Source organism: Shewanella sp. AC91-MNA-CIBAN-0169 (assembly GCF_040310165.1).
Classification (GTDB): domain Bacteria; phylum Pseudomonadota; class Gammaproteobacteria; order Enterobacterales; family Shewanellaceae; genus Shewanella.
The window spans coordinates 55,109-81,398 of record NZ_JBEOPM010000003.1; the positions used below are offsets into that span (position 1 = coordinate 55,109).

The 26,290-nt window shown below is 42.0% G+C and carries 22 protein-coding genes and 1 pseudogene; 16 read left to right on the forward strand and 7 right to left on the reverse strand.

Translation table 11 applies throughout. The annotated features are described in order from the left end of the window. Positions 1-362: 362 nt before the first annotated feature. Complete coding sequence (locus AAEY98_RS04290; RefSeq protein WP_351008652.1) at positions 363-1,019, forward strand: Bax inhibitor-1 family protein; 657 nt, start codon at positions 363-365, stop codon at positions 1,017-1,019. 256 nt (positions 1,020-1,275) lie between these two features. Then, positions 1,276-1,965 carry a DUF2238 domain-containing protein gene (locus tag AAEY98_RS04295; RefSeq protein WP_351008650.1) on the forward strand — a complete coding sequence of 230 codons (690 nt, stop codon included), beginning with the start codon at positions 1,276-1,278 and terminating at the stop codon, positions 1,963-1,965. A gap of 222 nt (positions 1,966-2,187) precedes the next feature. On the opposite strand, the gene AAEY98_RS04300 is transcribed toward AAEY98_RS04295, so the two are convergent. Further along, entirely contained in the window at positions 2,188-2,967 is a 780-nt protein-coding gene (locus AAEY98_RS04300) for an acetoin reductase (protein WP_101084858.1), read from the reverse strand. A 479-nt stretch (positions 2,968-3,446) separates the two neighbouring features. Between AAEY98_RS04300 and AAEY98_RS04305 the strand changes: the two genes are divergently transcribed. The 6 genes and pseudogenes from AAEY98_RS04305 to AAEY98_RS04330 form a co-directional block, all read left to right on the forward strand. After that, a complete protein-coding gene (locus AAEY98_RS04305) occupies positions 3,447-4,130 on the forward strand; it encodes a response regulator transcription factor (protein ID WP_162022055.1) in 684 nt (227 codons plus the stop codon). 9 nt (positions 4,131-4,139) lie between these two features. Further along, complete coding sequence (locus tag AAEY98_RS04310; RefSeq protein WP_351015194.1) at positions 4,140-5,576, forward strand: ATP-binding protein; 1,437 nt, start codon at positions 4,140-4,142, stop codon at positions 5,574-5,576. Between the two features lie 86 nt (positions 5,577-5,662). Then, positions 5,663-6,505 (forward strand): YbhB/YbcL family Raf kinase inhibitor-like protein, encoded by an 843-nt coding sequence (locus AAEY98_RS04315; protein ID WP_351015197.1) that lies wholly within the window; start codon positions 5,663-5,665, stop codon positions 6,503-6,505. A 66-nt stretch (positions 6,506-6,571) separates the two neighbouring features. After that, complete coding sequence (locus AAEY98_RS04320; RefSeq protein ID WP_101084862.1) at positions 6,572-7,795, forward strand: efflux RND transporter periplasmic adaptor subunit; 1,224 nt, start codon at positions 6,572-6,574, stop codon at positions 7,793-7,795. A 3-nt stretch (positions 7,796-7,798) separates the two neighbouring features. Then, positions 7,799-9,745 carry a MacB family efflux pump subunit gene (locus tag AAEY98_RS04325; RefSeq protein WP_335692063.1) on the forward strand — a complete coding sequence of 649 codons (1,947 nt, stop codon included), beginning with the start codon at positions 7,799-7,801 and terminating at the stop codon, positions 9,743-9,745. A 58-nt stretch (positions 9,746-9,803) separates the two neighbouring features. Further along, a pseudogene (locus AAEY98_RS04330) lies at positions 9,804-9,955 on the forward strand (transposase); the annotation flags it as partial. A gap of 278 nt (positions 9,956-10,233) precedes the next feature. Here the strand turns inward: AAEY98_RS04330 and AAEY98_RS04335 are convergent. Together AAEY98_RS04335 and greB are read right to left on the reverse strand one after the other, a co-directional pair. Then, complete coding sequence (locus AAEY98_RS04335; protein ID WP_351015200.1) at positions 10,234-10,866, reverse strand: DUF4937 domain-containing protein; 633 nt, start codon at positions 10,864-10,866, stop codon at positions 10,234-10,236. A 192-nt stretch (positions 10,867-11,058) separates the two neighbouring features. Next, positions 11,059-11,544 (reverse strand): transcription elongation factor GreB, encoded by a 486-nt coding sequence (greB, locus tag AAEY98_RS04340; RefSeq protein WP_011635724.1) that lies wholly within the window; start codon positions 11,542-11,544, stop codon positions 11,059-11,061. Positions 11,545-11,757: 213 nt separating this feature from the next. Between greB and AAEY98_RS04345 the strand changes: the two genes are divergently transcribed. From AAEY98_RS04345 to AAEY98_RS04370, 6 genes are all read left to right on the forward strand, one after another. Beyond that, positions 11,758-14,130 (forward strand): Tex family protein, encoded by a 2,373-nt coding sequence (locus AAEY98_RS04345; protein WP_101084866.1) that lies wholly within the window; start codon positions 11,758-11,760, stop codon positions 14,128-14,130. Between the two features lie 204 nt (positions 14,131-14,334). Beyond that, positions 14,335-16,002: a phosphoethanolamine transferase gene (locus AAEY98_RS04350; RefSeq protein ID WP_351015202.1), complete on the forward strand. Its 1,668-nt coding sequence runs from the start codon at positions 14,335-14,337 to the stop codon at positions 16,000-16,002. A gap of 10 nt (positions 16,003-16,012) precedes the next feature. Further along, the gene (locus tag AAEY98_RS04355) at positions 16,013-16,456 is read left to right on the forward strand and encodes a diacylglycerol kinase (RefSeq protein ID WP_351015205.1); all 444 of its coding nucleotides are present in this window, start codon (positions 16,013-16,015) and stop codon (positions 16,454-16,456) included. Positions 16,457-16,633: 177 nt separating this feature from the next. Then, on the forward strand, positions 16,634-17,308 hold the full coding sequence (locus AAEY98_RS04360; RefSeq protein WP_351015208.1) for a response regulator transcription factor: 675 nt from the start codon (positions 16,634-16,636) through the stop codon (positions 17,306-17,308). After that, positions 17,308-18,744, forward strand: a complete 1,437-nt coding sequence (locus AAEY98_RS04365) for a sensor histidine kinase (protein ID WP_350996566.1) — start codon at positions 17,308-17,310, stop codon at positions 18,742-18,744. The genes AAEY98_RS04360 and AAEY98_RS04365 overlap by 1 nt, the downstream gene beginning before the upstream one ends. 353 nt (positions 18,745-19,097) lie before the next feature. Continuing rightward, positions 19,098-21,134, forward strand: coding sequence for an LTA synthase family protein (locus AAEY98_RS04370; protein ID WP_162022062.1), 2,037 nt, complete (start codon positions 19,098-19,100; stop codon positions 21,132-21,134). Here AAEY98_RS04370 and AAEY98_RS04375 read toward each other — a convergent pair. Both AAEY98_RS04375 and bioH read right to left on the reverse strand, forming a co-directional pair. Next, a complete protein-coding gene (locus AAEY98_RS04375) occupies positions 21,126-21,632 on the reverse strand; it encodes a hypothetical protein (RefSeq protein WP_101084871.1) in 507 nt (168 codons plus the stop codon). The genes AAEY98_RS04370 and AAEY98_RS04375 overlap by 9 nt on opposite strands. A gap of 77 nt (positions 21,633-21,709) precedes the next feature. Continuing rightward, positions 21,710-22,516 (reverse strand): pimeloyl-ACP methyl ester esterase BioH, encoded by an 807-nt coding sequence (bioH, locus tag AAEY98_RS04380; RefSeq protein WP_162022063.1) that lies wholly within the window; start codon positions 22,514-22,516, stop codon positions 21,710-21,712. Positions 22,517-22,559: 43 nt separating this feature from the next. On the opposite strand from bioH, the gene AAEY98_RS04385 reads away from it, so the two are divergent. Both AAEY98_RS04385 and nfuA read left to right on the forward strand, forming a co-directional pair. After that, entirely contained in the window at positions 22,560-23,366 is an 807-nt protein-coding gene (locus AAEY98_RS04385) for a ComF family protein (protein ID WP_192114004.1), read from the forward strand. A 271-nt stretch (positions 23,367-23,637) separates the two neighbouring features. Then, positions 23,638-24,216 carry a Fe-S biogenesis protein NfuA gene (gene nfuA, locus AAEY98_RS04390; protein ID WP_101084874.1) on the forward strand — a complete coding sequence of 193 codons (579 nt, stop codon included), beginning with the start codon at positions 23,638-23,640 and terminating at the stop codon, positions 24,214-24,216. Between the two features lie 108 nt (positions 24,217-24,324). Here nfuA and AAEY98_RS04395 read toward each other — a convergent pair whose 3' ends face one another. Together AAEY98_RS04395 and AAEY98_RS04400 are read right to left on the reverse strand one after the other, a co-directional pair. Next, positions 24,325-24,654, reverse strand: coding sequence for an FKBP-type peptidyl-prolyl cis-trans isomerase (locus AAEY98_RS04395; RefSeq protein ID WP_011635735.1), 330 nt, complete (start codon positions 24,652-24,654; stop codon positions 24,325-24,327). Between the two features lie 36 nt (positions 24,655-24,690). Further along, positions 24,691-26,238: an alpha/beta hydrolase family protein gene (locus AAEY98_RS04400; RefSeq protein ID WP_351015211.1), complete on the reverse strand. Its 1,548-nt coding sequence runs from the start codon at positions 26,236-26,238 to the stop codon at positions 24,691-24,693. Positions 26,239-26,290 lie beyond the last annotated feature (52 nt).

Consider the following 26,290-nt stretch of genomic DNA (forward strand, 5'->3'; position numbering starts at 1 on the left):
AGTGAATTTGTCCTGTTGACTCACTGGCAATAACGCTAACGTTGACTTATTTTAGATTTTAAACGCTAAGGTATTGTAGTCCATCTTTAAGTTAACATAACGTACTGACTTGGAAGTCAATTTACAAAGGGAATTTACACAAGGAAGTTACAAAAGGAATTTACATAAGGAATTTGGTTGTGTTTGACATTATTGCCGTTTATTCAGGATTAATCGCGACAATTTGAATCGTTATTGGCGTAACTTCAATTGGCAATAAACTCAGCAAAGACACAAAACAGTTGGCTACGCTGTAAATTGGTATAGCTTACTGTCAATGGTCTATTAGTAAAGCGTTTTACCAACAGCTACGAGGAAGTAACATGGAAGTAAATGTATTTAAAAGAAGCAGTACTACTGACCCCATCATTAGTGCGACAGCCTATAATTTTGCTATCGGTTTAACCCTTTGTTGGGGTTTTGCTATGAACTGGTTGATGGTCACAAATATCGATCCTCAATCGATAGCGGATGTTAATCCTTGGATTTTCTTTATTGGGTACTTTGCTTCATGCTTTTTTGGTCTGTATCTGTTTAATAAGTCTAGTAATCCACTGGTGAGTTTTATTGGTTACAATTTTGTCGTTATTCCCTTTGGTTTAATTATTAACTTGGTGGTGAGTGGCTACGATGCCTCCATTGTATCTGAAGCGATTCGGATTACTGGCTTAGTGACCATTGGCATGATGTGCTTAGGGTCTATGTTTCCTGCTTTTTTTAAAAAAATATCTGGTGCACTCAGTATCGCCCTGCTGCTTGTTATTGTTGTGGAGTTGATTGAGATATTTGTTTTTGGGATCCACCATGGGATTCTTGATTGGATAGTGGTGCTGATTTTCTGTGGCTATATTGGGTATGACTGGGGGCGGGCTAATCAGATACCCAAAACACTCGATAATGCGATTGATAGCGCAGCTGCGTTGTACATGGACATCATCAACTTGTTCCTTCGTATCTTAAGAATACTTGGGCGTAAATAAGTTCAGTGCGTGATTGTGAAGTAAATAGGGAGAATGTTGTGTATAGGGTTATTGTAGAAAAATAAAGCGTATTATCTTCATTATTAATCTATAAATGCATGATGTCGGACTAAAATAATCAATTTGTAAGTCGCAGTAGGCGTCTGTTGTCCTCCCTTTTGTGGTGTGATTAGACGTGATTGAGCTCTACATGCTATGGATGAGAAGACATCTACAGCAGACTTTTGGACTCCTGTAAGATTACCGTTAATTCACAATGGCTAAAAATATTATGGAACATAAACGATACTTTCTCATTCTGTCAGTCATCTTTGGTATTGAATTCCTAGTCATTTCTATATCGCCTTATGATCGAGCCGATTGGGCGCTTGAAAATGTACTCGTTGTCTTATCTGCCATGTTCATTTTTTTTACGTATAAGAAATGCCCATTATCGCGACTCTCTTATAGTTTGATATTTGCCTTTATGAGCTTGCATGAAATAGGTTCATATTATACTTATTCCAATGTTCCCTATGATGCATTTTTAACGTCGTATTTTAACTTTAGCCTTAATGAATATATGGGCTGGACCAGGAACAATTTTGATAGATTGATTCATTTGGCATACGGTCTTTTATTGGCATATCCAGTTAGAGATTTGTATTGTCGGATTGCTGGTTTGAAAGGCTTTTGGAGTTATTTAACGCCTTTAAATCTTATTATGGCAACATCGATGCTATATGAATTGATTGAGTGGGGCGCCGCTGAAGCATTTGGTGGCGAGCTAGGAATGGCATATTTAGGCACACAGGGAGATGTTTGGGATGCACATAAAGATATGGCCCTGGCAAGTCTTGGCGGTTTTATAGCGATGGCGATAACTCTTTTTATCCATTCACGTATTCAGAAAGACTTTCGAGAACAATGGATATTAAGTTTAACAGTAAAAAATAAAGAATATTAAGCAGGAAATTAAAGCCCTAGTGTGCAACTTTACTAGCAATAGACATGCTCACCTAAGATGGGTACTGATTAGAGTCCAGCCTATGTTCACATGGTTGTTAATCACAGAGCTAAAAACTGCAGGCTATGTTGTTACTCTCAATATGAGCCCACAATTTTTAAACCATATACCCAAGACAGATCAAAATATACAATCCTGCATTTTGGGACCATTTGGTTATTATTAACGGTAAACCATACCGCCATCGATCAGTGGCGCCTGACCTGTCATGTAATCAGAGTCTGGACCCGCTAAATATGAAACAAAGTTGGCGACATCTACAGGTGTTTGCGCACGACCAAGGGCAATGCCTTTCACGTATTTATTATAGGTTTCACCTATTGGGGCCCCAGTAATTTCAGAAAAACGTTTATCAATCTCGACCCACATATCGGTTCCGACCACACCAGGGCAATAAGCATTGACTGTAATACCTGCGCTAGCATATTCCTGTGCTGCAGCCTGAGTTAACGCACGCACTGCAAATTTAGTCGCCGAATATGCGCCCAGTAAAGCAAACCCGTTATGGCCCGCAATGGAAGAGGCACTGATAATTTTGCCTTTTTGCTTGCGTTCGATGAATTTCTTTGCCGCGGCTTGAATACCCCAAAGGGTTCCGTCTACGTTGATCTTTTGGATTTTATCCATTTCTTCTTGAGTAATATCTGCTATGGCTTGAACTTGCGCAATACCTGCGTTATTCACCATAATATCGAATCCACCTAAGGCTTTTTCTACATGGTCTATAGCGGCATAAACTTGTTTTCGGTCGCTAATGTCAGCTTTAAAAGTAGTTGATTTTCGACCTAGGGCTTCGACCTCAAGAGATACTGCGAGCATTTTTTCTTCGTTTAGATCAACGATGGCAACATCTGCTCCATCTTTTGCTAAACGAAGTGCAATGGCACGTCCTATGCCCTGAGCTGCGCCAGTGACTAGCGCTACTTTTCCTTGTAATGACATATCTGACTCCTTTTTGATAATAGATAAGGAAGACCTTTTTATAGCCTTCCAGATAACGATTGAATGATCAGTTTACAAGGACGTAGAGCAATAAAATTAGATGTAGATCAATTCGAGTCAGCATAATGGTTGAAAATTAAACATGTTTAATCTCTAAGAATGACCTTTCAATATTAGTGAGGAGCATTTAGATATCATGCTTTTAGTTTAAAAATACTACACTAATCAATGGTCAACATCATCAGGATGTGTAACCGCCTCCTTCGGTCAATACCTTTAATATCTAATTAGCATGTTAGATAAAAATTGAATCACCCTTCGAACATCAATGCTGTTTATCTACTCCGCTCTCATTAGGTTGTTGAAATTTTATCCTGTATGGCCAGTCTTAATCTGTTAAATGACAATGTTGTCATATAGGTTGCGAGTGCGATGCGTCAGGTGAGATACTTTTAAGTGTTTCCCAAGGATAAAACTCAATGAACGTATTGCTTGTCGAAGATGAACAAAAAATTGCAGATTTTATCTGTGAAGGTTTGCGCGCCAAAAATTTCGATGTCACTCATTGTGCCGATGGTAATCAAGGTTATCAGGCGGCAAGCAACAATACTTATGATGTGATTATTCTCGACATTATGCTTCCGGGCAGAGATGGCTTGGATATTCTTCGTTCGCTGCGTCAACAAGGTGTCGATACGCCCATTATTTTGCTTACAGCACGTAATGAATTGGGTGACCGCGTTCAAGGGTTAGACATGGGCGCAGATGATTACTTAGCTAAACCATTTTATGTTGAAGAGTTGCATGCTCGCATTCAAGCCTTATTACGTCGGCATGGCGGCACACAACAGCATGTTGTCGAAGTAGGTGCATTGCAACTTGATTGTATTAATCGCAGCCTTAATTGTCAGGGACAATCGGTCGAACTTACTAGTCGAGAATTTAGCCTGCTTGAACATTTAATGCGTTCACCCAACCAAGTGTTAACCCGGGGGCAGTTGTTGGAGCATGTTTGGGGATACGACTTTGATCCTTGTACCAATGTTGTCGATGTGTGCATTAAACGTATCCGCAGTAAGATGGCTTCTTTAGAGAAGGCCGGAAAAATGGTCGGCGCCATTGAGTCTGTCCGCGGCACAGGCTATCGCCTGAGCATTCGATAAGGTGTTAATATGCATTTTCGTACTCGTATTTTTGCCATATCAATTTTAACGGTAACCGCTGTGCTTACGTTGGTTATCAGCCTAAGTTGGTCGCGTATTATGACTGTAGAATTGACTCACCTCGATTCTCGCCTTTGTATGGAAGCAAAACGTTTAATACGCAAACGTACTTTGCATGATGTCAATAATTCTGCAATGAATATAAGAGATTCAAACGATACACCCATTTCGGGTGATCGGTTAATGACTGATTTAACAGACAAGTTACGAATCAATTCACCTAGTCAATTAATGCTGTCTGTCGGTTCTGCTGAGCAAGGCTTTTTAACCGCGCCAGACGGTGTAGACGTACAAGGCGTGATAAGTCGCTTAAATTGGCTACGCGCTGAGTCACTCATATTACCCCACAACAATAAAGCCGACGCGGTTTGTCAGCTGGCCTTTTTTGAACATCAGCAAAACCGATGGCGAGCGAGCTTATTTCAAACCTCAAACCAACAAAGTTTTATCGCTGTGGATATTGCAGCCACCACAAATCAGTTAACGAATACCTTGCTGACCGCGTTGGGTGTGGTTATTCCTTTTTCATTACTGCTCAGTATTCTAGGCGCATGGATTATCTCGACCAATACCATTAAACCAATAAACAGATTACATAAAGCCATGGATAAGGTGACCCAAAAAGATCTTAGCCATCGCTTGCCTGAGCATAAAGAAGACAAAGAATTCAAAATGTTGATTGATGCATACAATATGATGCTCGATCGCCTAGAGGACAGTTTTCAACAAGTTTCTCGTTTTACGGCTGATGCCGCTCATGAGCTAAAAACACCACTTACAGTGCTAAGAGGTAAGCTTGAACAAGCTGTGTTGTCTGAAAACCCATCGCTATTGGATCTCAATGCCATTCTTGATGAAGTAGGGCATTTGTCGGCTATTACCCGTAAATTGTTGCTGCTATCACAGGCGGATTCTGGCTCTATGGCGTTGCATTTTGAACCGATAAATATCACTGAATTGGTCGATGAGTTGATTGCCGATATGACCTTGCTGTCAGATGAACTGGAGCTTGATTGTGTTATTGAAAAAGGTTTAATCACACAAGGCGATATTGTGTTGCTGAAGCAGCTGTTAAATAATCTGCTCGTAAACGTAATGCGTTATAGCCTTCATCACAAAGGTGTCACTATCCACGCTCGCCAAAACGAGTCTGCTATAGAAGTGGTTATTAGCAATTTTTGTCTGCCGATATCTCACGAGGTCAGGGCCAAACTGTTTGATCGTTTTTACCGCGGAGAGCCTGCTCATACCCAAGGCATATCCGGCAGTGGTTTAGGGTTAAGTTTAGCCAGAGAAATCGCTCGCGCGCATGGTGGCGATCTTACGCTTGAACCCAGTGATATTGAGGTTGTGACGATGCGGCTGTTGTTACCCATCGTTAAATGACAACATTGTCATCCATCAGCGAAGCCTAATCGATACACTTAAGTTAACTCATTAATCGTTAACTTAAGTGTATTGGAGATTAGGCCATGAATACCCACATTATTGGCGCCATTTTATCTTTAACGTTGCTCAGTGCAACCGCCGTTAATGCCAAGCCGTCAATTGAACTCACCAGTCCTGCATTTTCCGATAAGGGGACATTGCCAGTTGAATTTACCTGTGAGGGAGAAGGCATTTCACCACCATTAAGTTGGCGCGGAGTACCAGACGGAACCCAATCATTGGTGATGATAATGGACCACATGCCTAATCCTCATTTCACAAACAATGTCACAGGCAACGAAAAGAACGCATCAAAGGCTGACTCGACTGACAATAACAAAGGCACTCCACCTCAAGGTGACACTAAGGCACCTAAACTAAACCAGCCTGAAGAACTCAAGTGGTATTGGACTGTGTACAATATTCCGGCGCAAGCTTCTGGTATTGGTTCTGGCAGTAAAGAAAATCAATCTGTTGGTTCATTTGGCGGTAATACTGTGAATGATCGTAACGAGTATGCACCGCCATGCTCTAAAGGACCTGGCCAAAAAATGTATACTTTTCATTTGTATGCGCTATCCAAATTTTTAGATATCGATTCGTCTGCCACTGTATCTGCCCCAGTATCTGCCCCAGTGTCAGCCCCTGTGTCTGCAATATCGCTTCGACAAAGCATGCAAGGCTTCGTACTGGACTCAGACTCTTTGACTGTGAGTTTTGAGCGACACTGTCAAACGCCGCAACGGGCTCATTCACCACAAGCTCATCCGCAAGAAGCTCATCCGGAACAAGCACAGCCACATAATGACAGCATGGATCCGCTGTCAACATTGCCATTGTGTAAACCCACTTTGAATACGACTTCTGCTGTTATTGATAGTAAGTAAACGCAAATCCGTTATTACAAGATTGTTAGCGCAGATCAGTCACTAAAAAGACATTAAGAGATCCACATGAAAAAGAACATTAAAAACACCTTGCTGCTTCTTACTCTTGGCGCAATCGTTGCCGTTGTAGGATACAAGTACACTCAAGCACAACAAGATCAACCTATCTTTACCTCCGATGTGGTTAAACGCGGCAACATCGAAAAAGTAGTACTGACCAATGGCGTGCTTTATCCGTCTAAATTAGTCAGTGTCGGTGCTCAAGTATCGGGGTTAATCGAAACAATGGACGTGAACGTTGGCCAAAATATAAAACAGGGCGACTTGATTGCTCAAATCGATAACTTAACTCAACAAAATGCTCTTAAAGAAGCCCAAGCATCACTGCAAAGTATTGATGCGCAATATCGGGCAAAGCAGGCTCAAATAAAAGTCGCACAGTCTGAATATGCTCGTAATAAAAAGATGCTGGTTAATGGCGCTGCCTCGGTATCAGATTTTGACTCGGCAGAATCGATATTGGCGGTTTATCTGGCTGAGCTTGATGAACTCAGTGCTGAAAAAGACAAAGCAATCATCAGTGTCGATAACGCTAAGCTCAATTTAGGTTACACAACTATTCGTTCACCTATTGATGGCACCGTGATTTACGTGTCGGTCGAAGAGGGGCAAACCGTTAATAACAATCAAGGCACCCCCAGTATTATTGAGCTAGCGCAATTAGACGTAATGACGATTAAAGCGCAAGTATCTGAAGCTGACATTATCAATGTGAGTGCTGGGCAAGACGTGTATTTCAGTATTTTGGGCGCGACAGCGAAAAAGTACCGTGGTGTATTACGCACCATTGAACCAGGGCCAACTTTGCTTAGCGGCGACGACAGCTCATTGATGATTGGCGATGATGAAGCGATTTACTACAACGCTCTGTTTGATGTTGAAAACCCTGACAACCTATTGCGCTTTGGCATGACAGCGCAGGTATCGATTATTTTAGCCAATGCGCAAGATACCTTGCTGGTCCCATCACAGGTATTGGTCACCAAATTAGGTTCGAGTACTTCGTATCAAGTGCCAGTGATCATAAACAACCACATTGAATACCGCGATGTTGAAGTGGGCATTAACAATAAAATCTACGCTCAAATCCTCTCTGGGCTTAACGAAGGTGATCAAATCATGCTTAGTCAATCTTCAGCTAAAGACAGCGCAGTTTCGATGACCGGTTTAGCTACAGGCAATAAGCTTGGACAACGTACACCAGGTCTTGGCAAAGAGATGAGGTTATAACCCATGGCTGACGTTCTGTTAAATATTAAAGGTGTTAGTCGTTCTTTTACCGCCGGAGAGCAGGAGCTGACGGTACTTAACAACATTAACCTGCAAATCTGTCGTGGTGAATTGATTGCCATTATCGGCGCGTCTGGTTCCGGTAAATCTACATTAATGAACATCCTTGGCTGTCTGGATAAACCCAATACAGGCAGTTATTTCATTAATGGTCAGGACACATCCAGTATGGATGACAATGAATTGGCCGCCCTGCGACGTGAATATTTTGGGTTTATCTTTCAGCGCTATCATCTTTTGGGAGATTTAACTGCGCTTGGTAATGTGGAAGTACCGGCATTGTATGCCAATGAGGGGCCGCAAACCCGACACGAAAAAGCTAAAAAATTACTGACTCGTCTGGGGTTGAGCGATCGTTTAGATCATAAACCAAGTCAGCTAAGTGGCGGCCAACAACAACGTGTCAGTGTGGCCAGAGCTTTAATCAATGGTGGCGATATTATTCTGGCCGATGAACCCACCGGTGCTTTAGATAGCAGTAGCGGCGAAGAAATGATGAAACTCATTCAAGAACTGCATCGCGACGGCCACACGATTATTTTGGTGACACACGACCCACATATTGCCGAATTTGCCGATCGCGTCATCGAGCTAAAAGACGGCGAAATCATTGCCGATACCCAAAAACGTATCCCAGCAGAAACGAGCTCGTTAATCGCAGACAGACAATCTTCCCAAGCAAGTATGAAGATAAATTGGTCGCGATACCTTGAAGCGTTAAAAATGGCGTTAATTGCCATGTCCAATCATCGTTTGCGTACGTTTCTGACGATGCTCGGCATTATTATTGGCATTGCTTCAGTGGTGTCCGTGGTTGCGTTAGGTGCCGGTTCGCAGCAATCTATTTTGGATAATATTGCCTCAATGGGCACCAATACCATTGAAATAAAACCAGGCACAGGGCGAGGAGATCGCCGCTCTGAACGGGTTAAGTCGCTCACGGCAGACGATGCCAATGCGCTTAAAATATTGCCCTATGTGGACAGCGTTACCCCAACCGTTAGGACCAATGTTGCCATACGTTATGCAAGTGAAACCGTCACAGGCTCAGTTCAAGGCGTGGGTACTGAGTATTTTCGGGTGCGCGGTTATGCGTTGGCCAAAGGACAATATTTTGCCGATGACAGTATCGACGCGTTAGAACAGGTTGCCGTCATTGATGCCAATACTGAGCAAACGCTTTTTTCTGATGGCAGTGCATTAGGTAGCGTCATTTTTCTCGGCCGCCTTCCTGTTCGTGTTATTGGCGTAACAAAGCCAATTGAAAGTGTGTCCGACAACAGTGATGAACTGAATGTTTGGTTGCCGTATACCACGGTGTCAGGACGTATTCTTAGACAAAATTATGTTAATGATATTACCGTAAGGATAGATGCCAATGTATCAAGCGATGTGGCAGAGCAAGGCATTATTAGCTTATTGACTATGCGCCACGGCAAAGTTGATTTTTTCACTATTAATACAGATACGATACGCAAAAGTATTGAAAAAACATCTGAAACCATGACGTTACTGATATCAGCTATCGCGTTTATCTCTTTGTTAGTTGGCGGGATTGGGGTAATGAATATCATGCTGGTATCGGTAACAGAGCGAACGCGCGAAATAGGCATTCGTATGGCCGTTGGTGCCAGGCAAACCGATATTATGCGTCAGTTTTTGATTGAAGCTGTATTGGTATGTTTTTGTGGTGGCGCATTGGGGATTGGACTTGCTTATCTTATCGGTATGATATTTACCTACACAGGCAGCAGTTTTCAGATGATCTATTCGAGTACGTCAATAGTGGCAGCTTTTGCCTGCTCGACCTTAATCGGTATTGTGTTTGGTTATCTGCCAGCCCGGAATGCGGCTAAATTGAATCCGGTTGATGCACTTGCTAGAGATTAACACCTGCCAAGTAAATATGGCCCCCTAAATTATCGGCTTTGATGAACAAGCGAAGTAATTGTACCGCGCACAGTTTGAAGCAGTATGGCAAATGTTAAGTTAATTTTGGATCACCCGAAAACACTTACAAAGTCAGCTTGGGTGCACGGCGGTTCTGCATACTTGGGGGCAAATTTTAACCTCGCTATTCACTTACACTGCTTAATCCCAGAATGTAGTGAATGAGTGAAACTGGCCATCAGTTTGTAGGTGATTCAAATAAATTTGATGTAGCGATTGGGAGTTTCAAGAAGGAATAGCCGTTGATTTCCTCTTGGTCTGGTGTGGGCGAAGCGCCACGACATTAGTGGCCGAAGGCCATATCTTAAATACACTTTCGCCCATAAACGGGTGAGCAAACCTTCAAGAATTGATAATGTTTTATTGGGGGAAACTACAATATGATTATGCCGGTTTAAACTGGTTAGATGGAATGTCATCTGTGGTGATCAACCGTTATAGGATGTGACGTTCCACTTTGTATCGAGAACAACCACCTTACCTAATAGTTGTTCGATGTACTCCGAAGTGTGGGCTATCTTCCGTAATTTTGGCAATACATTGTTTGCGTATATTTCATGAGCTGCTGGTGATTCCCAATGCGTTACCACCAAGTAACAGTCATGGTGTTCAACATGGCGCCAAACGTGACCGCCTAGCAATCCAGGTTGCGTTGACAGTTGAGGGTTCCAGAGCAGCTGTTGATCTCGATTAAACCTATCAATGTCCAGTACTCTTGAGCAGTAAGCGATTCTTAATACTCCAGCACCTGAAAAATCAATCTCTGAGCCAGGTATAGTTGAAATCAGTTCGAAGTAATTAACTGAACAATGACGGTAAGTGGATTGTTGTTTATTATTTAAATAAATCTCATCGTGGGTTGTTCTCATGAATTCACTCACGTGAAACTGTGATTCCCAAAAACCTAAAATAATGGCTGTGCTTGACGATGCTTCCCATCCACCTGCTTGCCCTACAAAACCGTTACACGTCGACAGCTGACTCCAAGCACTCTGACTTTGTGAAAAAGCCTCCTGTTTACCGTCATCAACCTCGCACATAATCAATTTTGCTATCGTCAAAATGGTTCCTAATATTGATGGTTCATGGGTCAACATGGTCTTTCAAAGCTGAATCTATCAGGGAGCAATATCTTTGTGGTGTTGGAGTCACCATGCCCAGTGCTAGCAGCAAAGCTTAACTGTTCAATACTTCTTTTTAACGGAACAAAACCATAGCAATTAACGCCTTTGATTCCGTTTTCCTTGGATAAGTTATTTCTGCTCTAGTTTGTAACTAATCTTATTGATGTACCAGGTTTTATCGCCTTGAGGTGTGCTCACTACCGCTTCATCGTCGACTTGTTTTTTGAGTAACGCGCGGGCCATGGGCGAGTCGATGGAGATGTAGTCTTTACGTTCGTCGTAAATTTCTTCTGGGCCGACAATTTTAAAGGTTTTAATGTCACCAGCGTCGTTTTCAATTTCAACCGTGGCACCAAAAAACACTTTGCCTTCTTGCTCTGGTGCGTAATAGACAATTTTGAGTTCGGGCAGCAGCTTGCGTAAATAACGTACTCGGCGGTCAATTTGCCTTAATAAACGTTTATTAAAAGTATAATCAGCATTCTCGGAGCGATCACCCAAACCTGCCGCCCAAGTGACAATCTTAGTGACTTCAGGACGTTGTTCTTTCCACAAGTAGTCGTGCTCAATTCTGAGCTTATTGTAGCCTTCTAAAGTGATTAACTTAGTTTTCACGCGGTTTACTCTTAATGTGGTCGAAGAACGGTGAGGTTTTATATAAGCCGTAATATTATCATCTGTGTTTTAGCACTTCATGCCCGATGATGCATTCTTTTTATCGATTATCTATAAAGACATCATAAAGCCTTTCGTACTAGCAGCGAACTGGTGGTCTTTATGGTATCTTTGGCATAATTTTATTTTAAACCATGTCGAATTCGATTGATTATGCATAATATTGCCCAGATTATCGCTCAAGAACTTAATGTCCGTGAACAACAGGTCACAGCGACCATTGCGCTATTAGATGATGGCGCCACCGTGCCGTTTATTGCGCGCTATCGTAAAGAAGCTACCGGTGGTTTAGATGACACTCAGTTGCGTAACTTGTTTTCTCGTTTAGGTTATTTACGTGAGTTACACGACCGCCGCCAAGTGGTGTTGTCGAGCATTGATGCGCAAGGCAAGTTAACCCCAGCGTTAACTCAAGCGATTAATGACGCCGACAGTAAAACCCGTCTTGAAGATTTATATCTGCCATTCAAACCAAAGCGTCGTACCAAGGGCCAAATAGCCATCGAAGCGGGTATTGAGCCGCTTGTAGATGCAGTATTAGCCAATCGTCAATTAGATATAGAAAGCAAAGCAACAGAGTTTATTAATCCTGATGCAGGTTTTACCGACACTAAAGCAGTGCTTGATGGTGCGCGTTACATTTTAATGGAGCGCTTTGCTGAAGATGCAGAGTTACTGCGTAAAGTGCGCCAGCATTTATTACAGCAAGCTGTGCTTGAAAGCCGCATGGTAAAAGGCAAAGAGAAAGAAGGCGCTAAATTCCGCGACTATTTCGAGCATAATGAGCTGATGAGTAAAATCCCATCTCACCGTGCTTTAGCCATGTTGCGCGGCCGTAACGAAGGCATGTTAAGCCTGTCGATGAACGCCGATCCCGATACTCAAGCGACAGAAGGCAGTTATTGTGAAGTGATTATTAGCGATCACTTTAAGTTAGAACTGACTAACTCTAGCGTTGATGAATGGTTGAAAACGGTAGTGACCTCGACTTGGCGCATTAAAGTTGCTTTGCAAATGGAAACCGAGTTTATCGCTAAGATGCGTGAAAGCGCGGAAGAAGAAGCCATTAGAGTGTTTGCCCGTAACTTGGGCGATTTATTAATGGCGGCTCCTGCTGGTGCTAAAGCGACAATGGGACTCGATCCTGGTATCCGTACTGGCGTGAAAGTCGCGATTGTTGATAACACCGGTAAGCTGGTGGCCCACACCACTATTTTCCCGCATGCGCCACAAAACTTATGGGACAAATCGATTCGTACCCTAAGTAATTTAGTGACCATGCATAAAGTTGAAATTATTGCGATTGGTAACGGTACTGGCTCGCGTGAGACAGACAAGCTAACTGGCGAGTTAATCGCTGCCGTAAAAGAAACGCATCCGACGCTGACCAAAGTGATTGTGAGTGAAGCGGGCGCATCGGTATATTCGGCCTCTGAGTTTGCCGCTAATGAGTTTCCTAATCTTGATGTGTCAATTCGTGGCGCGGTATCAATTGCGCGTCGTTTACAAGATCCGCTAGCAGAGCTAGTAAAAATTGAACCCAAAGCGATTGGCGTAGGACAGTATCAGCATGATGTAAGCCAGAGCCAGTTATCGCAGTCGCTCGATGCCGTCGTCGAAGACTGTGTTAATGCCGTAGGTGTTGACTTAAATATGGCATCGGCGCCGTTATTAGCTCAAGTTGCTGGTTTAACCAAAACCTTAGCTAAAAACGTGGTTGATTTTCGTGACGCGAATGGTCAATTTACCAATCGTAAGCAGCTATTGAGTGTGGCTCGTTTAGGGCCTAAAGCTTATGAGCAAGCTGCGGGGTTTTTACGCATCCGTAATGGTGATAATCCATTGGATTCGTCATCTGTTCACCCAGAAGCGTACAGCCTAGTTGAGTCGATTGCTGGTGCTAAGCAATTGCCATTAACTGAACTGATTGGTAATAGCGATTTGTTAAAACAGATTAATGCTGCCGATTTTGTTACCGACGCATTTGGCGTACCGACCATTAATGATATTTTAGCCGAACTAGACAAGCCCGGACGCGACCCTCGTGGTGAGTTTAAAACGGCTACTTTTAAAGACGGTATAGAAGAATTGAAGCACCTTAAAGTCGAGATGATTTTAGAAGGTGTAGTCACCAACGTGACCAACTTTGGTGCCTTTGTTGATGTGGGTGTGCATCAAGATGGTTTAGTGCATATTTCATCGTTAACCGACAAGTTTGTTAGTGACCCTCATACAGTGGTTAAAGCCGGTGATGTGGTTAAAGTGAAAGTGATGGAAGTGGATATTGAGCGTCGTCGTATTGCGTTAAGCATGCGTCTTGATGAAAAAATTGATACCGAAAAAGCAACCAGACAGTCGCAAGGTAAGCCACAAAATAGTTACCAGAAAAAGCCTGCTGCGGGTAAATCGTCAACCAATACCAAGAGTTCTGGTCATAATAAACCAGCCAGTAAACCGGTTAAAGCACCACAAAATGCGGCTATGGGTAATGCGTTTGCTGATGCCTTTGCCAAGATAAAGAAATAACCCATTATACCGCGTGGTAAAACGCACTTAGCTAATATATTGATTCTAAAGCCTTTGCACTGATGTGTGAGGGCTTTTTTTTAGCTAATTTTTATATTTTGAAACTGAATAAAGCCCCGCAGCAATAATTCAGTTTTTATTCAGTAGATCTTAAGTGTTTTGGTTGAATATCAGCGCCAGTCGAGTTTATTGCGAGTGGCAAAATTGAAATTACTAACGAAAACATTATCCAGTATCACCCCAAAGAGCATAAGTTACGAGGCGATGACCTGCATTATCGCTGTCTATTTTGGCTTGGTATTAAATTTTCCGATAATCCGTAAAATCTATCAATTATCAGCAGACGGTCATGTGCTGTTTTCTTTGTCACCTGCGTTGTTATTAAGCAGTTTCTTTATGCTTATTTTTAGCTTATTTGCTTTTAAATTTGTTTTTAAACCCGTGATGATTGTGTTGTTACTGACATCATCTGCGGCCATGTATGCCATGTTGCAGTACAACGTGATGTTTGATTACGGCATGATTGAAAATATTTTTGAAACCAATTCTGGCGAAGCGTTTTCTTACATCAATTCACATTCAATTGGTTATGTGTTGGTGCTCGGGGTATTGCCTTCTATTTTGTTATACCGCACCAAATTATCGAGTGGTCCGTCACTGGCCAAAATAGTGCTTCGTCGCGCTGGCTTTACAATAATCAGTATGGCGTTAGTCGGGTTGATGGTGCTGTTTTTTTACAAAGACTATGCGTCAGTGGGGCGCAATAATAATTATCTGAATAAGATGATTATTCCTGCACATATTTATAATACGGTTAAATACCTAAACAACCGTTACTTTACTGAAAAATTAACCTTTGACCCTATTGGTCAAGATGCACAGTTAATCCCTAGCACGAATGGCAAACCGACCCTTATGGTGCTTGTTGTCGGTGAAACTGCCCGTGCAGAAAATATGGCGTATAACGGTTATCAACGTCATACCAACCCGTACACAGAAAACCTAGGCATGATTGCCTTACAAAATGTGTCGTCGTGTGGCACGGCTACAGCGCATTCATTACCGTGTATGTTCTCAAACCTCACTCATGATAATTACAATCGTGAAGTTGCCGATGCTCGAAATGACGTACTTGATGTGATTAACGCCGCTGGTGTTAACGTGACATGGTTTGAAAACGATGGCGGTGATAAAGACGTTGGGGCCCGCGTTAATAAGATTGATATTTCGCCGAGCGAGCCAAATCCATTATGTGATGGCTTAAGTTGTTATGACGAGATTTTAGTTGAAAAACTCAGCCAAAAATTACAACAAGACAGTGAAGCCAGTGCACTGTCGGGTAAAGGCTTAGATAATCAATTTATCGCTTTGCATACTATTGGCAGTCACGGACCAACATATTGGCAGCGTTACCCAGCCGATAAAGCGTTATTTACGCCAGCTTGTAGCCGCAGCGATATTGAAAACTGTAGCGACCAAGAGATTGTTAATGTTTACGACAATACTATTGCCTATACCGATTTTGTGTTGGCAGAAACGATTAATGTACTTAAGCAGTATCAAGACAAATATAACGTCGCGCTGGTGTATTTATCTGACCATGGTGAGTCGTTGGGTGAAAGTGGTATGTATTTACACGGTACGCCTTACAGCATTGCGCCGAGCCAACAAACTCATGTGCCTTGGTTTATGTGGTTACCACAAGACTACACACAAGCTAAAGAAATTGATCGTGAATGTGTTGCCGAGCATGCATTAAGTGGCTCGTACTCACATGACAACTTGTTCCATACATTGTTAGGGCTATACGGTGTTAGCAGTTCGGTACGTGATCCTAAGCTAGATATCACCACCGATTGTAAAATGAACTAGGGATATATCGATGACAATTTCAGTTTCATCATCTACGTCTGATGATAATGTTACAAAGAGTGCGACAAAGAACGCGACAGTAAAGCAACCCAAAATTGTGGTGAAACGCCATGGCATTATGCGCTTGCTGTATACCTGTAAACATACCTTTAATGGTTTAAAGTGGATGTGCCGTAATGAAGCGGCATTTCAGCAAGAGTTAATGCTGTTTATTCCATTAACTGTATTTGCTTGTATGGCAAATATTAGTGCGCCGCAATCTGCCATGTTAGTGCTGGCGTTACTATTTGTATTGTTTGCTGAACTGGTTAACACTGCTGTAGAAGTGGTGGTTGACCGTATTGGCCTGGAGTTTAATGAGTTATCTGGGCTCGCCAAAGATATTGCTTCTGCATTTGTGTTTCTCAGCATGCTGATGGCAGCGATTGTTTGGTGGGTTGTTTTATGGGCATAATTGACTCGTAAACGGTTAATCTGCCCGCAACGTGTCGGCTGTTAACTTATCGCTATGGATAGCATAGAAATAAGTTTGCTAATGGTAGTTTGTTATCCCGAGTTTAGGTTACTTTTTCCGTTTGGACTGCATCACTCGTAATATGGATATAGGCGCAATTATGATAAAGGACACTCAATGAAAGTGTTGTTAATTGAAGACTCTGAAGCGCTGCGTCGCGGCATTAGAGTTGGTTTGGATCATTTAGGTTATACCGTTGATGAAACCGGTGATGGTTCTGAGGGCTTAAGTATGGCGCTCACTAATTCTTATGATTTCATTATTTTGGATCTCATGCTGCCTAATGTAGATGGTCTGAGTTTACTTAAGAGTATTCGTAAATTAGGTAATCAATCTAAGGTCATTATTTTATCGGCTAAATCACAAGCTGAAGATCGTGTTACTGGCTTATTGGCGGGTGCCGATGATTATCTGTGTAAACCATTTTCGTTTGACGAATTACAAGCCCGACTCGTGACTCTTGGTCGCCGTGGTGAACTCAATCAACAAGTTAAAACTATTTGTATTGCTAATTTTGTTTTAGACACAAGTAATAAATCACTTCATGCAGATGGCCATTATATCGATCTGACTAAAAACGAATTTAAAATTGTTGAATATTTATTTAGTAACCCTAAGCAAGTACTTAATCCTGAACAAATCAGTGAAGCAGTCGTGGGTTCATTTAATCATTTATCAAAAAACACCATCGAGGCTCATTTATCGTCCGTGCGTAAAAAAGCTAAAGCCGTAGGGGTGACGCTACCGATAAAAAACAAACGTGGTTTTGGCTATTTTGTGGGTGAAAATTAATGAGATCGTTAACCACCAATTTAGTCAATACCATGACCTATGTGGTATCAACCATGTTGATTTTGGTGTTTTTGGCGATTGATATCAGTATCGATAATTGGGTCGATGTTGAGTTTGATAGCGCGTTAACAGACAAGTCTAACTACCTAAAGACCTTAGTTAAAGTGACTCCAGAAGGCACCGAATTTGATTTTGCTGGCGAGTTTATGCCTGAATTTGGCATCTCGACTAAAGCAAGCTTTTTTCAATTGTGGCAAGGCTCAAGCGTGTTTGAACGTTCTGAGTCGTTGCGTAATTTCGAGGGTGTAGATTTACTTAAAAAAGACATTCCACTCAACAGTGCTTTTTTTGCAGATGTAGTGTTACCAGATGGTCGAAACGGCAGGGCGATGGTGTCGTATTTTGAGCCGCAAGTGCCTAAAACTAATCGGTCAATGATGGATACAGTCGAACCCATGTGGTTAACCATAGCCATTACCACTGAAGATTTGTCGCAAATTTTGGTGATCATCGACTCTAGTTTAGCCATTGGCTTACTACTGGTGATTGTGTTAATCCGTTGGGCCGTAGTGAAGGTTATTCATCGTGGTTTGACCCCGTTGAACGAATTAAACGTGTCGCTAAAAAGCGTCGATGTCACTAAAAAATACATCCCACTGTCTAATGAGTCTGAACGTTATCTCGAAATTGAACCAATTCGTAATGAACTGAATAAATTTGTCAAAATTAGCCAACAATACTTACAAACAGAAAAGCGCATTACTGCCGATATCGCTCATGAACTGAAAACACCCATCAGTGAGTTGATTAGTTTGAGTGAAATTTATATTCGTTATCCGGATGATCAGCGTATTGGCGTGAGCTATAAACAAGATGTACTCAGCATTAGTTTACGGATGAAAACCATAGTCAATAATTTACTACTATTGCAACAAGCCACATCTGAAAATATTAATCTACATCGCCAGCATATCAATATCAAAACCTTGATGGGCCAGGTTATTGATGAGTTGGCATTTAAGTACTCGACTATTCATTCTCGTTTGAATATTGAAAATAGTGTTTTGGATCAAAGCTGCCTTGTCGATGAGTTTTCTTTGCACCTTATCTTGACCAATTTATTTGATAATGCACTGTACTACAGTCCGCCAAAGTCATCGATTAAAATAAGGTTAGTTTCTGATAATAAAGGATTAAGTTTTAGTGTTGAAAATCAATTAGTGACCAGTATTAATGCGAATGATTTAGAGCGACTTACGCTACCGTTATTCCAGGCTGAACAATCGCGATCAAATAGCGAAAGGCATGGATTAGGATTGGCCATCGTTGAAAATATTGCCAAAGTGAATGGATTTAAGTTTAGTTTTGAATTGGTTTCGGAAGACAAAATTATGTTTACTGTGTTGATTCCGAGTGACCATGCGGCGATGGTGTAAGTCGATGCAAAAAACCTTTTTAAAAAACAGAATTTAACCGACTGTAAATAAGATGTTAATATATGTTATTACGCCCTGAACTTAATATCTTCGCTAAGGTCTTAGGCTCAGATGGTTTTTGTTACTGTGTCTTCTCGTAGCCCGTTTACGATGATGATATTGAAAATATAACAAAAAATCTTGTTTAAAATCGTTGAGTAAACAAGGTTTTCAGTAACACGATAAGCTTAAGTTGCCCTTAAGATACACATACTAGTCTATTACCCAGTAATTATGTTATTACATTTGGGCTAGCTTGTTGCGGACTTAATTGCATATGAAGCCTAAAAATAATAATAATTTTGGAGCAATAAATGGCTGTCAATTTCTTTGGTCTTGGTAGTAGTTCAAGTGAACTCAGTACACAAAAGACCTCGCATAATTTATTTCAAGCAATTGTTATATTTAGTGTTATCTCTCTGCTTATTATGAGTTTGAGCCGTATTGGCATGTCTTTATGGCAAGCTGAGCGGGTATCCGATGCCCAAGGTTGGGGCTACATTTTATTGCAAGGTTTACGGGTAGATTTTGCCTCTTTATGTTGGTTGTGGGGTATTGCAGCGCTCGGAACCGTAGTGTTTGCCGGTGAGCATTTAGTCGGCCGTGTTTGGCTGACGATATTACGCGTATGGCTCACACTAGGTTTATGGGTGGTGGTTTTTCTTGAGGCGTCATCGCCGTCATTTATTGCTGAATATGGTTTTAGACCTAACCGTTTATATGTTGAATATCTGGTTTATCCAAAAGAAGTGTTATCGATGTTATGGGCAGGGCGTAAAGGCGAGCTTATTTTATCGGCGCTAATCACCGTGGGTACCTTATGGGGTGGCTGGTGGTTAAGTGGCAAATTAACGCAATATATTCGTTTTCCTAAATGGTATTGGCGTCCAGTGCTTGCGGTTATCGTCATTGCTATTTCGGTGCTTGGTGCGCGTTCATCGTTGGGGCATCGACCTCTTAATCCTTCATTGGTGGCATTTTCTGACGATCCTTTAGTTAATTCTTTGGTGTTAAATTCCTCTTTCTCACTCCTTTTTGCTATTTCGCAAATGAATAACGAAGAAGATGCATCGAAAGTGTATGGCAAGTTAGCGGACGCAAAAGTGATCGATATTGTGCGTCGTGAAAGCGGTCGGCCACTGAGTGCATTTACCTCATCAACCATACCGACGTTGTCATTTAATCAAGCCAGCTATACCGGTAAACCAAAGAACCTTGTGATCATTTTACAAGAAAGCTTAGGTGCGCGTTTTGTGGGAAGTTTAGGTGGTTTACCGTTAACGCCTAATATTGACGAACTCTCTAAACAAGGGTGGTTTTTTGAAAATTTATACGCAACTGGTACGCGTTCGGTAAGAGGTATTGAAGCGGTAACAACCGGTTTTACGCCAACGCCAGCACGCGCCGTGGTGAAACTAGGGAAGAGTCAAACAGGCTTTTTTACCATTGCTGATTTATTGAAGCAACATGGCTATACCACGCAGTTTATTTATGGTGGTGAAAGCCATTTTGATAATATGCGCAGCTTCTTTTTAGGCAATGGTTTTACCGATATAGTTGATCAAGGTGACTATAAAGACCCCGCGTTTGTGGCGTCTTGGGGGGTGTCTGATGAGGATTTATTGTTTAGAGCGGATGAAGAGTTTTCGCGGATGCACAAAGAGGGTAAGCCGTTCTTTAGTCTAGTGTTTAGTTCAAGTAATCATGATCCGTATGAGTTCCCAGATGACCGTATTGAGTTGTACGAACAGCCGCAATATACCATGCATAACGCGGTGAAATATGCCGATTATGCCGTGGGTGAGTTTTTCAAAAAAGCTAAAAAATCAGATTACTGGAAAGATACCTTATTCCTCGTTGTGGCCGATCATGACAGTCGAGTGGGTGGCGCAGCACTAATACCTGTGTCACGTTTTCGTATTCCTGGGCTTATATTAGGTGATGGGATTGATGCGAAGCGCGATCCACGTGTTGTTAGCCAAATTGATATGTCGCCGACGTTAATTTCGTTGCTGGGTATTTCGGATAGCTATCCAATGCTAGGCCGTGATTTAACCACAATGCCAGACTCTTGGCCGGGTCGAGCAATGATGCAATATGATAAAAACTTTGGTTTATTGGAGGGGAATAAAATGACTATTTTACAACCTGAATTACCACCGGAAAGTGTTACCTATAATTTTGTGACTGAAAAATTGACTCCGACCACATTGAATGAATCGCAAGCAGAAGCCGCGTTAGGTTGGGCATTGTGGGGGAGTTTAGCGTACAACAAAATGTTGTATCGTTCGGCTAATTCAGAGGCAAAACCGACACTGTCTGATATGGCTACCAAAGAAGTATCACGCTAATATTTGTAGTTGAGACTCATTATTTGGGGCGGATTGCTGTTGATAAAATTGACCAATCCGTTGACCGAATTGTTGGTAGGTCGCTTTGGATATGCCAGTGTCTAGCGCTTGGCGTTGACGGGGCTCTGGTGTTGTTTTAGCATTTGTCGATTGTGTTTTTAGTTGAATATCTTTACGTTGCAGCGCTGGGGTTTGGCTAGCCATGATTCTAATGACTTGAGGCCGAATGACTGGCGAGGCAATTGCTTTAGACTCTACCGCTTGTTGTGTGACACTTTGCTGTTGTCGTTTAGCTTGCTCTTGCTGCTGTTTTTTCTCCGCGACAATGTAAGGCGTAGCGCGTTCATTTTGTTGGTTTAATGACCGTTCAGCATGCTCTTTTGTCGGTTCTTGTGGCGGGATAATCGGCGGTTTTTGTTGATTGTCCACTCGTGCAAGATCCGTCGCAACATTCGAAGTTGCTAACGGTACTTGTGGATAATGAGTGGTAATTATCATGTTGACCTTGTCAATACGATGCCTTGACTAAATTATAGACAATATTTGGCCAAGGCTAAAGTGCTATTAAGGTATTTTTAGCGGTATTTTGTGAGCCAGAGTAATAAATGGTTTAAAAATGCATCGGGATGCGAAATAAACGGTGCATGGGATGCTTTGTGGACCAGCACATCTTCAATGTTGTCACTGCTTGGTAATGACGAGATAATCTTTCTCGGCACCAAACTATCTAACTTTCCCCAAATTCGTAACCATGGCTGCTGTATTTGAGTGATCGTGGCACGTAAATCTACTTGCGCTAACATATCCAATCCTTGTGATAAGCCTTGTTGTGTCGGCAATGGTTTGCTTAACACTAAGCTTTTTATTTGTTGGATATCAGATTTTGGATTATCACTTCCCATGGCTTGAATTGCCAGGAACCGTTCAACAGTGCGAGACAAATCGCGACTTAATTGACTTGAAAATTGTGCCAATACATCAGGTTGAATACCTGCCCAAGATAGGGTTGAGTCGTCTTTTTCGTGAGCCATAACACTTTCGCGGGCCATAAAGCATGGTGATGAGGCAATAGTGACTAATGCAGCCACTGACTCTGGGTAATCGATGGCAATTTGGCTAGCGATTAACCCTCCCAACGACCAACCAATCCAAATTGCCTGTTGTGGAAGTTGCTCTGCAAGTGCTTGTGACCATTGCGTTATGTCTCCGTCGATATTGGGACTTAACCCAAAACCCGGCAAATCAACATAATGCACTCTATACTGGTGCAATGCGTTTTTTAATGGACTAAAGACTTGGTTATTCACACCCCAACCGTGTAATAGCACGATGTCTTGGCCTTGTGAGCCTACGGTATCAATATGCAATGCAGGAAAACTCACGGTTAACACCTCTTTTGAGTCTATTTAATGGAATGAATAGCCAATGCCGCCAATCAATAATTCAATCGATATCAGCCATATCTTACGTTTATGCGTCAAGCGCCTTCAGCGTGCCAGGGTCATTTTACTAGGCAGTTTACCCAACCGTTGCTTGCTGTGCCAGCAAAGGATAGATCAAACGGGTTATCAGCAATTGTTCCCTAATCAAGTGCTCACAGGTGTTTGCCAAGTGTGTCTAGCGGCAAGTTTGTATCAGCACGAAGTGTGCTTAGGTTGTGGGCGCGAAATAGCGTTGCTGCAGGCTTATTGTGGTAAATGCCTTAAACACACCCCTAATTGGGTGGTAGCCCCTTGTAGTTATCATCAAGGGCTGGGACCTGTTATTGCTGCTATTAAATATCAACAGCAATGTGCACCGCTTAACGCGATAACTCAGCAACTAGCCTGTCGAATCGCATTGTTAATTAAGCATGGCATTATTAGGCGACCACAAGTGTTAATCCCCGTTCCGTTACATCCCAATCGTTTACGTCAGCGAGGTTTTAATCAAGCTTGGCTCATTGCTAAAGAGTTAAGCCTATTAACGAATATTCCTCTAGATGACCGTTGTTTAATTCGGATTGTTGATACGTTGCCACAAACGGGACTTGCGGGTAAGCAGAGGCGTAAAAACTGCCATGGTGCATTTGCACTACAACCAAGTATGACGTATCAGCGTGTTGCGTTGATTGATGATGTTGTTACTACTGGAACAACCGTAGATGAAATTGCAGGTTTATTTAGTCTACAGTTTGTCCATGTGCAAACCTGGTGCCTTGCGCGTGCTGAAGCGCCGGGATTGTTAGATTAAATCTTTTTAAGCGTAGATTAATCTAGGTTGAGGTTAGATTAATTCGATTTGAGTAATAACAAGATTTTTTGTAAATAAAAACAATTAATTAATATGTCTTGTAACGCTTGGTATATGGGGCATTGCAGTTTTTTTAGGGTAAAAAAAAGTTGAACTGGATCATTTTTTCGAGATCAAATCCCACTGACACTACAAAGCCAATGCAACACAGAGTATCATAGGTCTAATTCTTACTAATTTACTCAGGTATTCCCTGACGGAGCAGGTTTTTATGATCACCATTACCGATACAGCTCAGGCCCATTTCGTCAAACTATTGGCCGACCAGCCGGAAGGTACGCACATTCGTGTGTTTGTTATCAGCCCAGGTACTGCACAAGCAGAGTGTGGTGTGTCTTATTGTCCACCTGATGCCGCTGAAGCTGATGATGTAGAACTTCCATTTAATGGCTTTAGTGCTATGGTCGATGAAAAGAGTGCACCATTTTTAGATGATGCCAGCATTGACTTTGTAACCGACCAGCTTGGTTCGCAACTAACATTAAAAGCACCTAACGCAAAAATGCGCAAAGTGTCTGGAGATGCGCCATTAGTTGAACGTATTGAATATATTATTCAGTCAGAGATTAATCCACAACTTGCTAGCCACGGCGGTAACATCATGCTGGTAGAAATTACCGAAGCTGGTGTTGCAGTATTGCAGTTTGGCGGTGGGTGTAACGGTTGCTCGCAAGTTGATATCACCTTAAAAGATGGTATTGAGAAGCAATTGTTAGATATGTTCCCAACGGAATTGACTGGTGTTCGTGACGTGACAGAGCATGAGCATGGCGAGCATTCTTACGCCTAATCGCGTGATGAATTACTGCTACTAACAAAGCTAATAAACAAAAACGCGACCTCATTATGAGGTCGCGTTTTTTGTTGGTATCGATTAGGTTTTCGCCATCTAGTGGCTTTAGTCGTCTCGAGTGAGTACTTCAAGTAATTCAATATCAAAAAATAAATCTGAGTGTGCTGGAATACGCTCACCAATCTGGCGTTCTCCATAAGCTAAATGAGCCGGAACTGATAGTTGTCGCTTGCCGCCGACATTCATACCAATAATACCCTGATCCCAGCCTTTAATGACTCTGCCGGTGCCAATGACACACTGAAACGCATCTGAAGCGTCAAACTGACTTCCGTCGGCTAATCGACCGCTATAACGAGTGGTAATTAGCGCGCCTTTAACTGCGGTTTTACCGTTGCCAACTTCAATGTCGGTAATAATCAATTCTTGAGTCATAGTATTCTCGTATGTGACGACTTGGGCTATTTGAGGTTATTTTACCCCAAGATTGGTCGCTAAGAAGTGTTCTATTGCAATGAATGTTGTAAGACGATGTTCATTATTACTTAAGTAATGATCGCCATTTTCCAGTTCGATATACTTTACGGGTTTATGTAAATCCTTAAGCGCATCATACATTTCTTCACTGTGTTGCACTCGCACCACGCGATCTTTAGTGCCGTGGATTAATAATACCGGCACGTTAATATTGGCTACTTTGCTAATAGGTGAGCGCTGATACAAATCGTCGTAATCATCACCAATTTGTTTTTTAACAATTTTGCTATTGTCGTACCGACGCGATGATTTAACTAAATATTCAAGGTCAGTTACGCCCGCGACACTAATGGCACATTGATACAGATAGGGGGTGATAGCTACGCCCATTAATGCGGCATAACCACCGTAACTGGCACCGACAATACACACGCGTTTAGGATCGCTAATACCTTGTTCGATAAGCCAGTGAGTACCATCCTCAATGTCGGTTTGCATTTCTAGGCCCCAGTTTTTAAGACCCGAACTCATGAAATTGAAGCCATAGCCTGACGATCCTCGAAAATTCATTTGTAGCACAGCATAGCCACGATTAGCTAAAAACTGCGCCCAATAATCAAACGTGGTTGAGTCGTAGCTAATAGGTCCACCATGGGGGAAAATTATGGTCGGTAAGTTTTTGGCGTCAGTGTCTTTTGGAGTAGTGAGAAAGGCTTCAATGGCTAAACCATCACGAGCATTATAATGGACTGTTTGTGGCTGAGATAACACTTCTGGTGGTAATTGGCTGTAACGGTAAGCGATAGGGTAAAGTGCTTTTTGATCTCTATTTCCAAAGTAATACGCACCAGATTCAATAGGGCCAGTAGCATAAACGATGTAACGACGTTCATCATCACTGAACTGAGTGATCACATTATGTGACTCTGGTAATGCAGTTGTAAGACCATTGTTCAACTTGATATAATCTTGGTCCCAGAACAGATATTCACCTTCAATGTCGGTGCTTAAACCAATGACCTTTTGTTTTAGCGCGGAATACACTAGCCAGCCTTCAACATCGTAATTTTCATTGTGAGAAACGAGTTCTTTAGTCAATGTCGGGTCAGTTAAATTGACTTTAAAGATGGCTTTAAAACCTTGATGATAGGCGCTGATATATAAGATATTAGGGTCATGGTCAAAACCGATAGGCCAAATTACGTCTTCTGCTAAAGCCTCGAACTCCCATAACTTACGGAGATCTTCACCCGCTCCTTTTTGCTCGTAAATACGGTAGGTAGTGTCATCGCGATAAATGCCAATACGCACTTTGTGCTGCCTATCGGTTAACCAGTTTCCAATGTGCATACGTGCTGGTTGTAAAGTCTTGATACCGCCTGTTTTTAAACTGACTTTAACGACGCTTTCATATTGTGGTTTAGAACCTAAACCTTGAATTTGCATGAGGATATGATCTGGATCGTTGTCAAGATAATCAATAACCGATGCTTGTAATTGCGGTAAATCGACAAAACGCGATAGAGAACGATTAGAAAACACACTTGAGGTTTTATTGTCGCTCAGTGAGTATTTTATTAACCGTGTTTCGGTT

Bases quoted from the DNA above. Each gene is read 5' to 3' on its own strand.
- AAEY98_RS04290 (WP_351008652.1), top strand. From the start codon at position 363: ATGGAAGTAAATGTATTTAAAAGAAGCAGTACTACTGACCCCATCATT.
- AAEY98_RS04295 (WP_351008650.1), top strand. From the start codon at position 1,276: ATGGCTAAAAATATTATGGAACATAAACGATACTTTCTCATTCTGTCA.
- AAEY98_RS04300 (WP_101084858.1), bottom strand. From the start codon at position 2,967: ATGTCATTACAAGGAAAAGTAGCGCTAGTCACTGGCGCAGCTCAGGGC.
- AAEY98_RS04305 (WP_162022055.1), top strand. From the start codon at position 3,447: ATGAACGTATTGCTTGTCGAAGATGAACAAAAAATTGCAGATTTTATC.
- AAEY98_RS04310 (WP_351015194.1), top strand. From the start codon at position 4,140: ATGCATTTTCGTACTCGTATTTTTGCCATATCAATTTTAACGGTAACC.
- AAEY98_RS04315 (WP_351015197.1), top strand. From the start codon at position 5,663: ATGAATACCCACATTATTGGCGCCATTTTATCTTTAACGTTGCTCAGT.
- AAEY98_RS04320 (WP_101084862.1), top strand. From the start codon at position 6,572: ATGAAAAAGAACATTAAAAACACCTTGCTGCTTCTTACTCTTGGCGCA.
- AAEY98_RS04325 (WP_335692063.1), top strand. From the start codon at position 7,799: ATGGCTGACGTTCTGTTAAATATTAAAGGTGTTAGTCGTTCTTTTACC.
- AAEY98_RS04345 (WP_101084866.1), top strand. From the start codon at position 11,758: ATGCATAATATTGCCCAGATTATCGCTCAAGAACTTAATGTCCGTGAA.
- AAEY98_RS04355 (WP_351015205.1), top strand. From the start codon at position 16,013: ATGACAATTTCAGTTTCATCATCTACGTCTGATGATAATGTTACAAAG.
- AAEY98_RS04360 (WP_351015208.1), top strand. From the start codon at position 16,634: ATGAAAGTGTTGTTAATTGAAGACTCTGAAGCGCTGCGTCGCGGCATT.
- AAEY98_RS04365 (WP_350996566.1), top strand. From the start codon at position 17,308: ATGAGATCGTTAACCACCAATTTAGTCAATACCATGACCTATGTGGTA.
- AAEY98_RS04370 (WP_162022062.1), top strand. From the start codon at position 19,098: ATGGCTGTCAATTTCTTTGGTCTTGGTAGTAGTTCAAGTGAACTCAGT.
- AAEY98_RS04375 (WP_101084871.1), bottom strand. From the start codon at position 21,632: ATGATAATTACCACTCATTATCCACAAGTACCGTTAGCAACTTCGAAT.
- AAEY98_RS04385 (WP_192114004.1), top strand. From the start codon at position 22,560: ATGCCGCCAATCAATAATTCAATCGATATCAGCCATATCTTACGTTTA.
- nfuA (WP_101084874.1), top strand. From the start codon at position 23,638: ATGATCACCATTACCGATACAGCTCAGGCCCATTTCGTCAAACTATTG.
- AAEY98_RS04395 (WP_011635735.1), bottom strand. From the start codon at position 24,654: ATGACTCAAGAATTGATTATTACCGACATTGAAGTTGGCAACGGTAAA.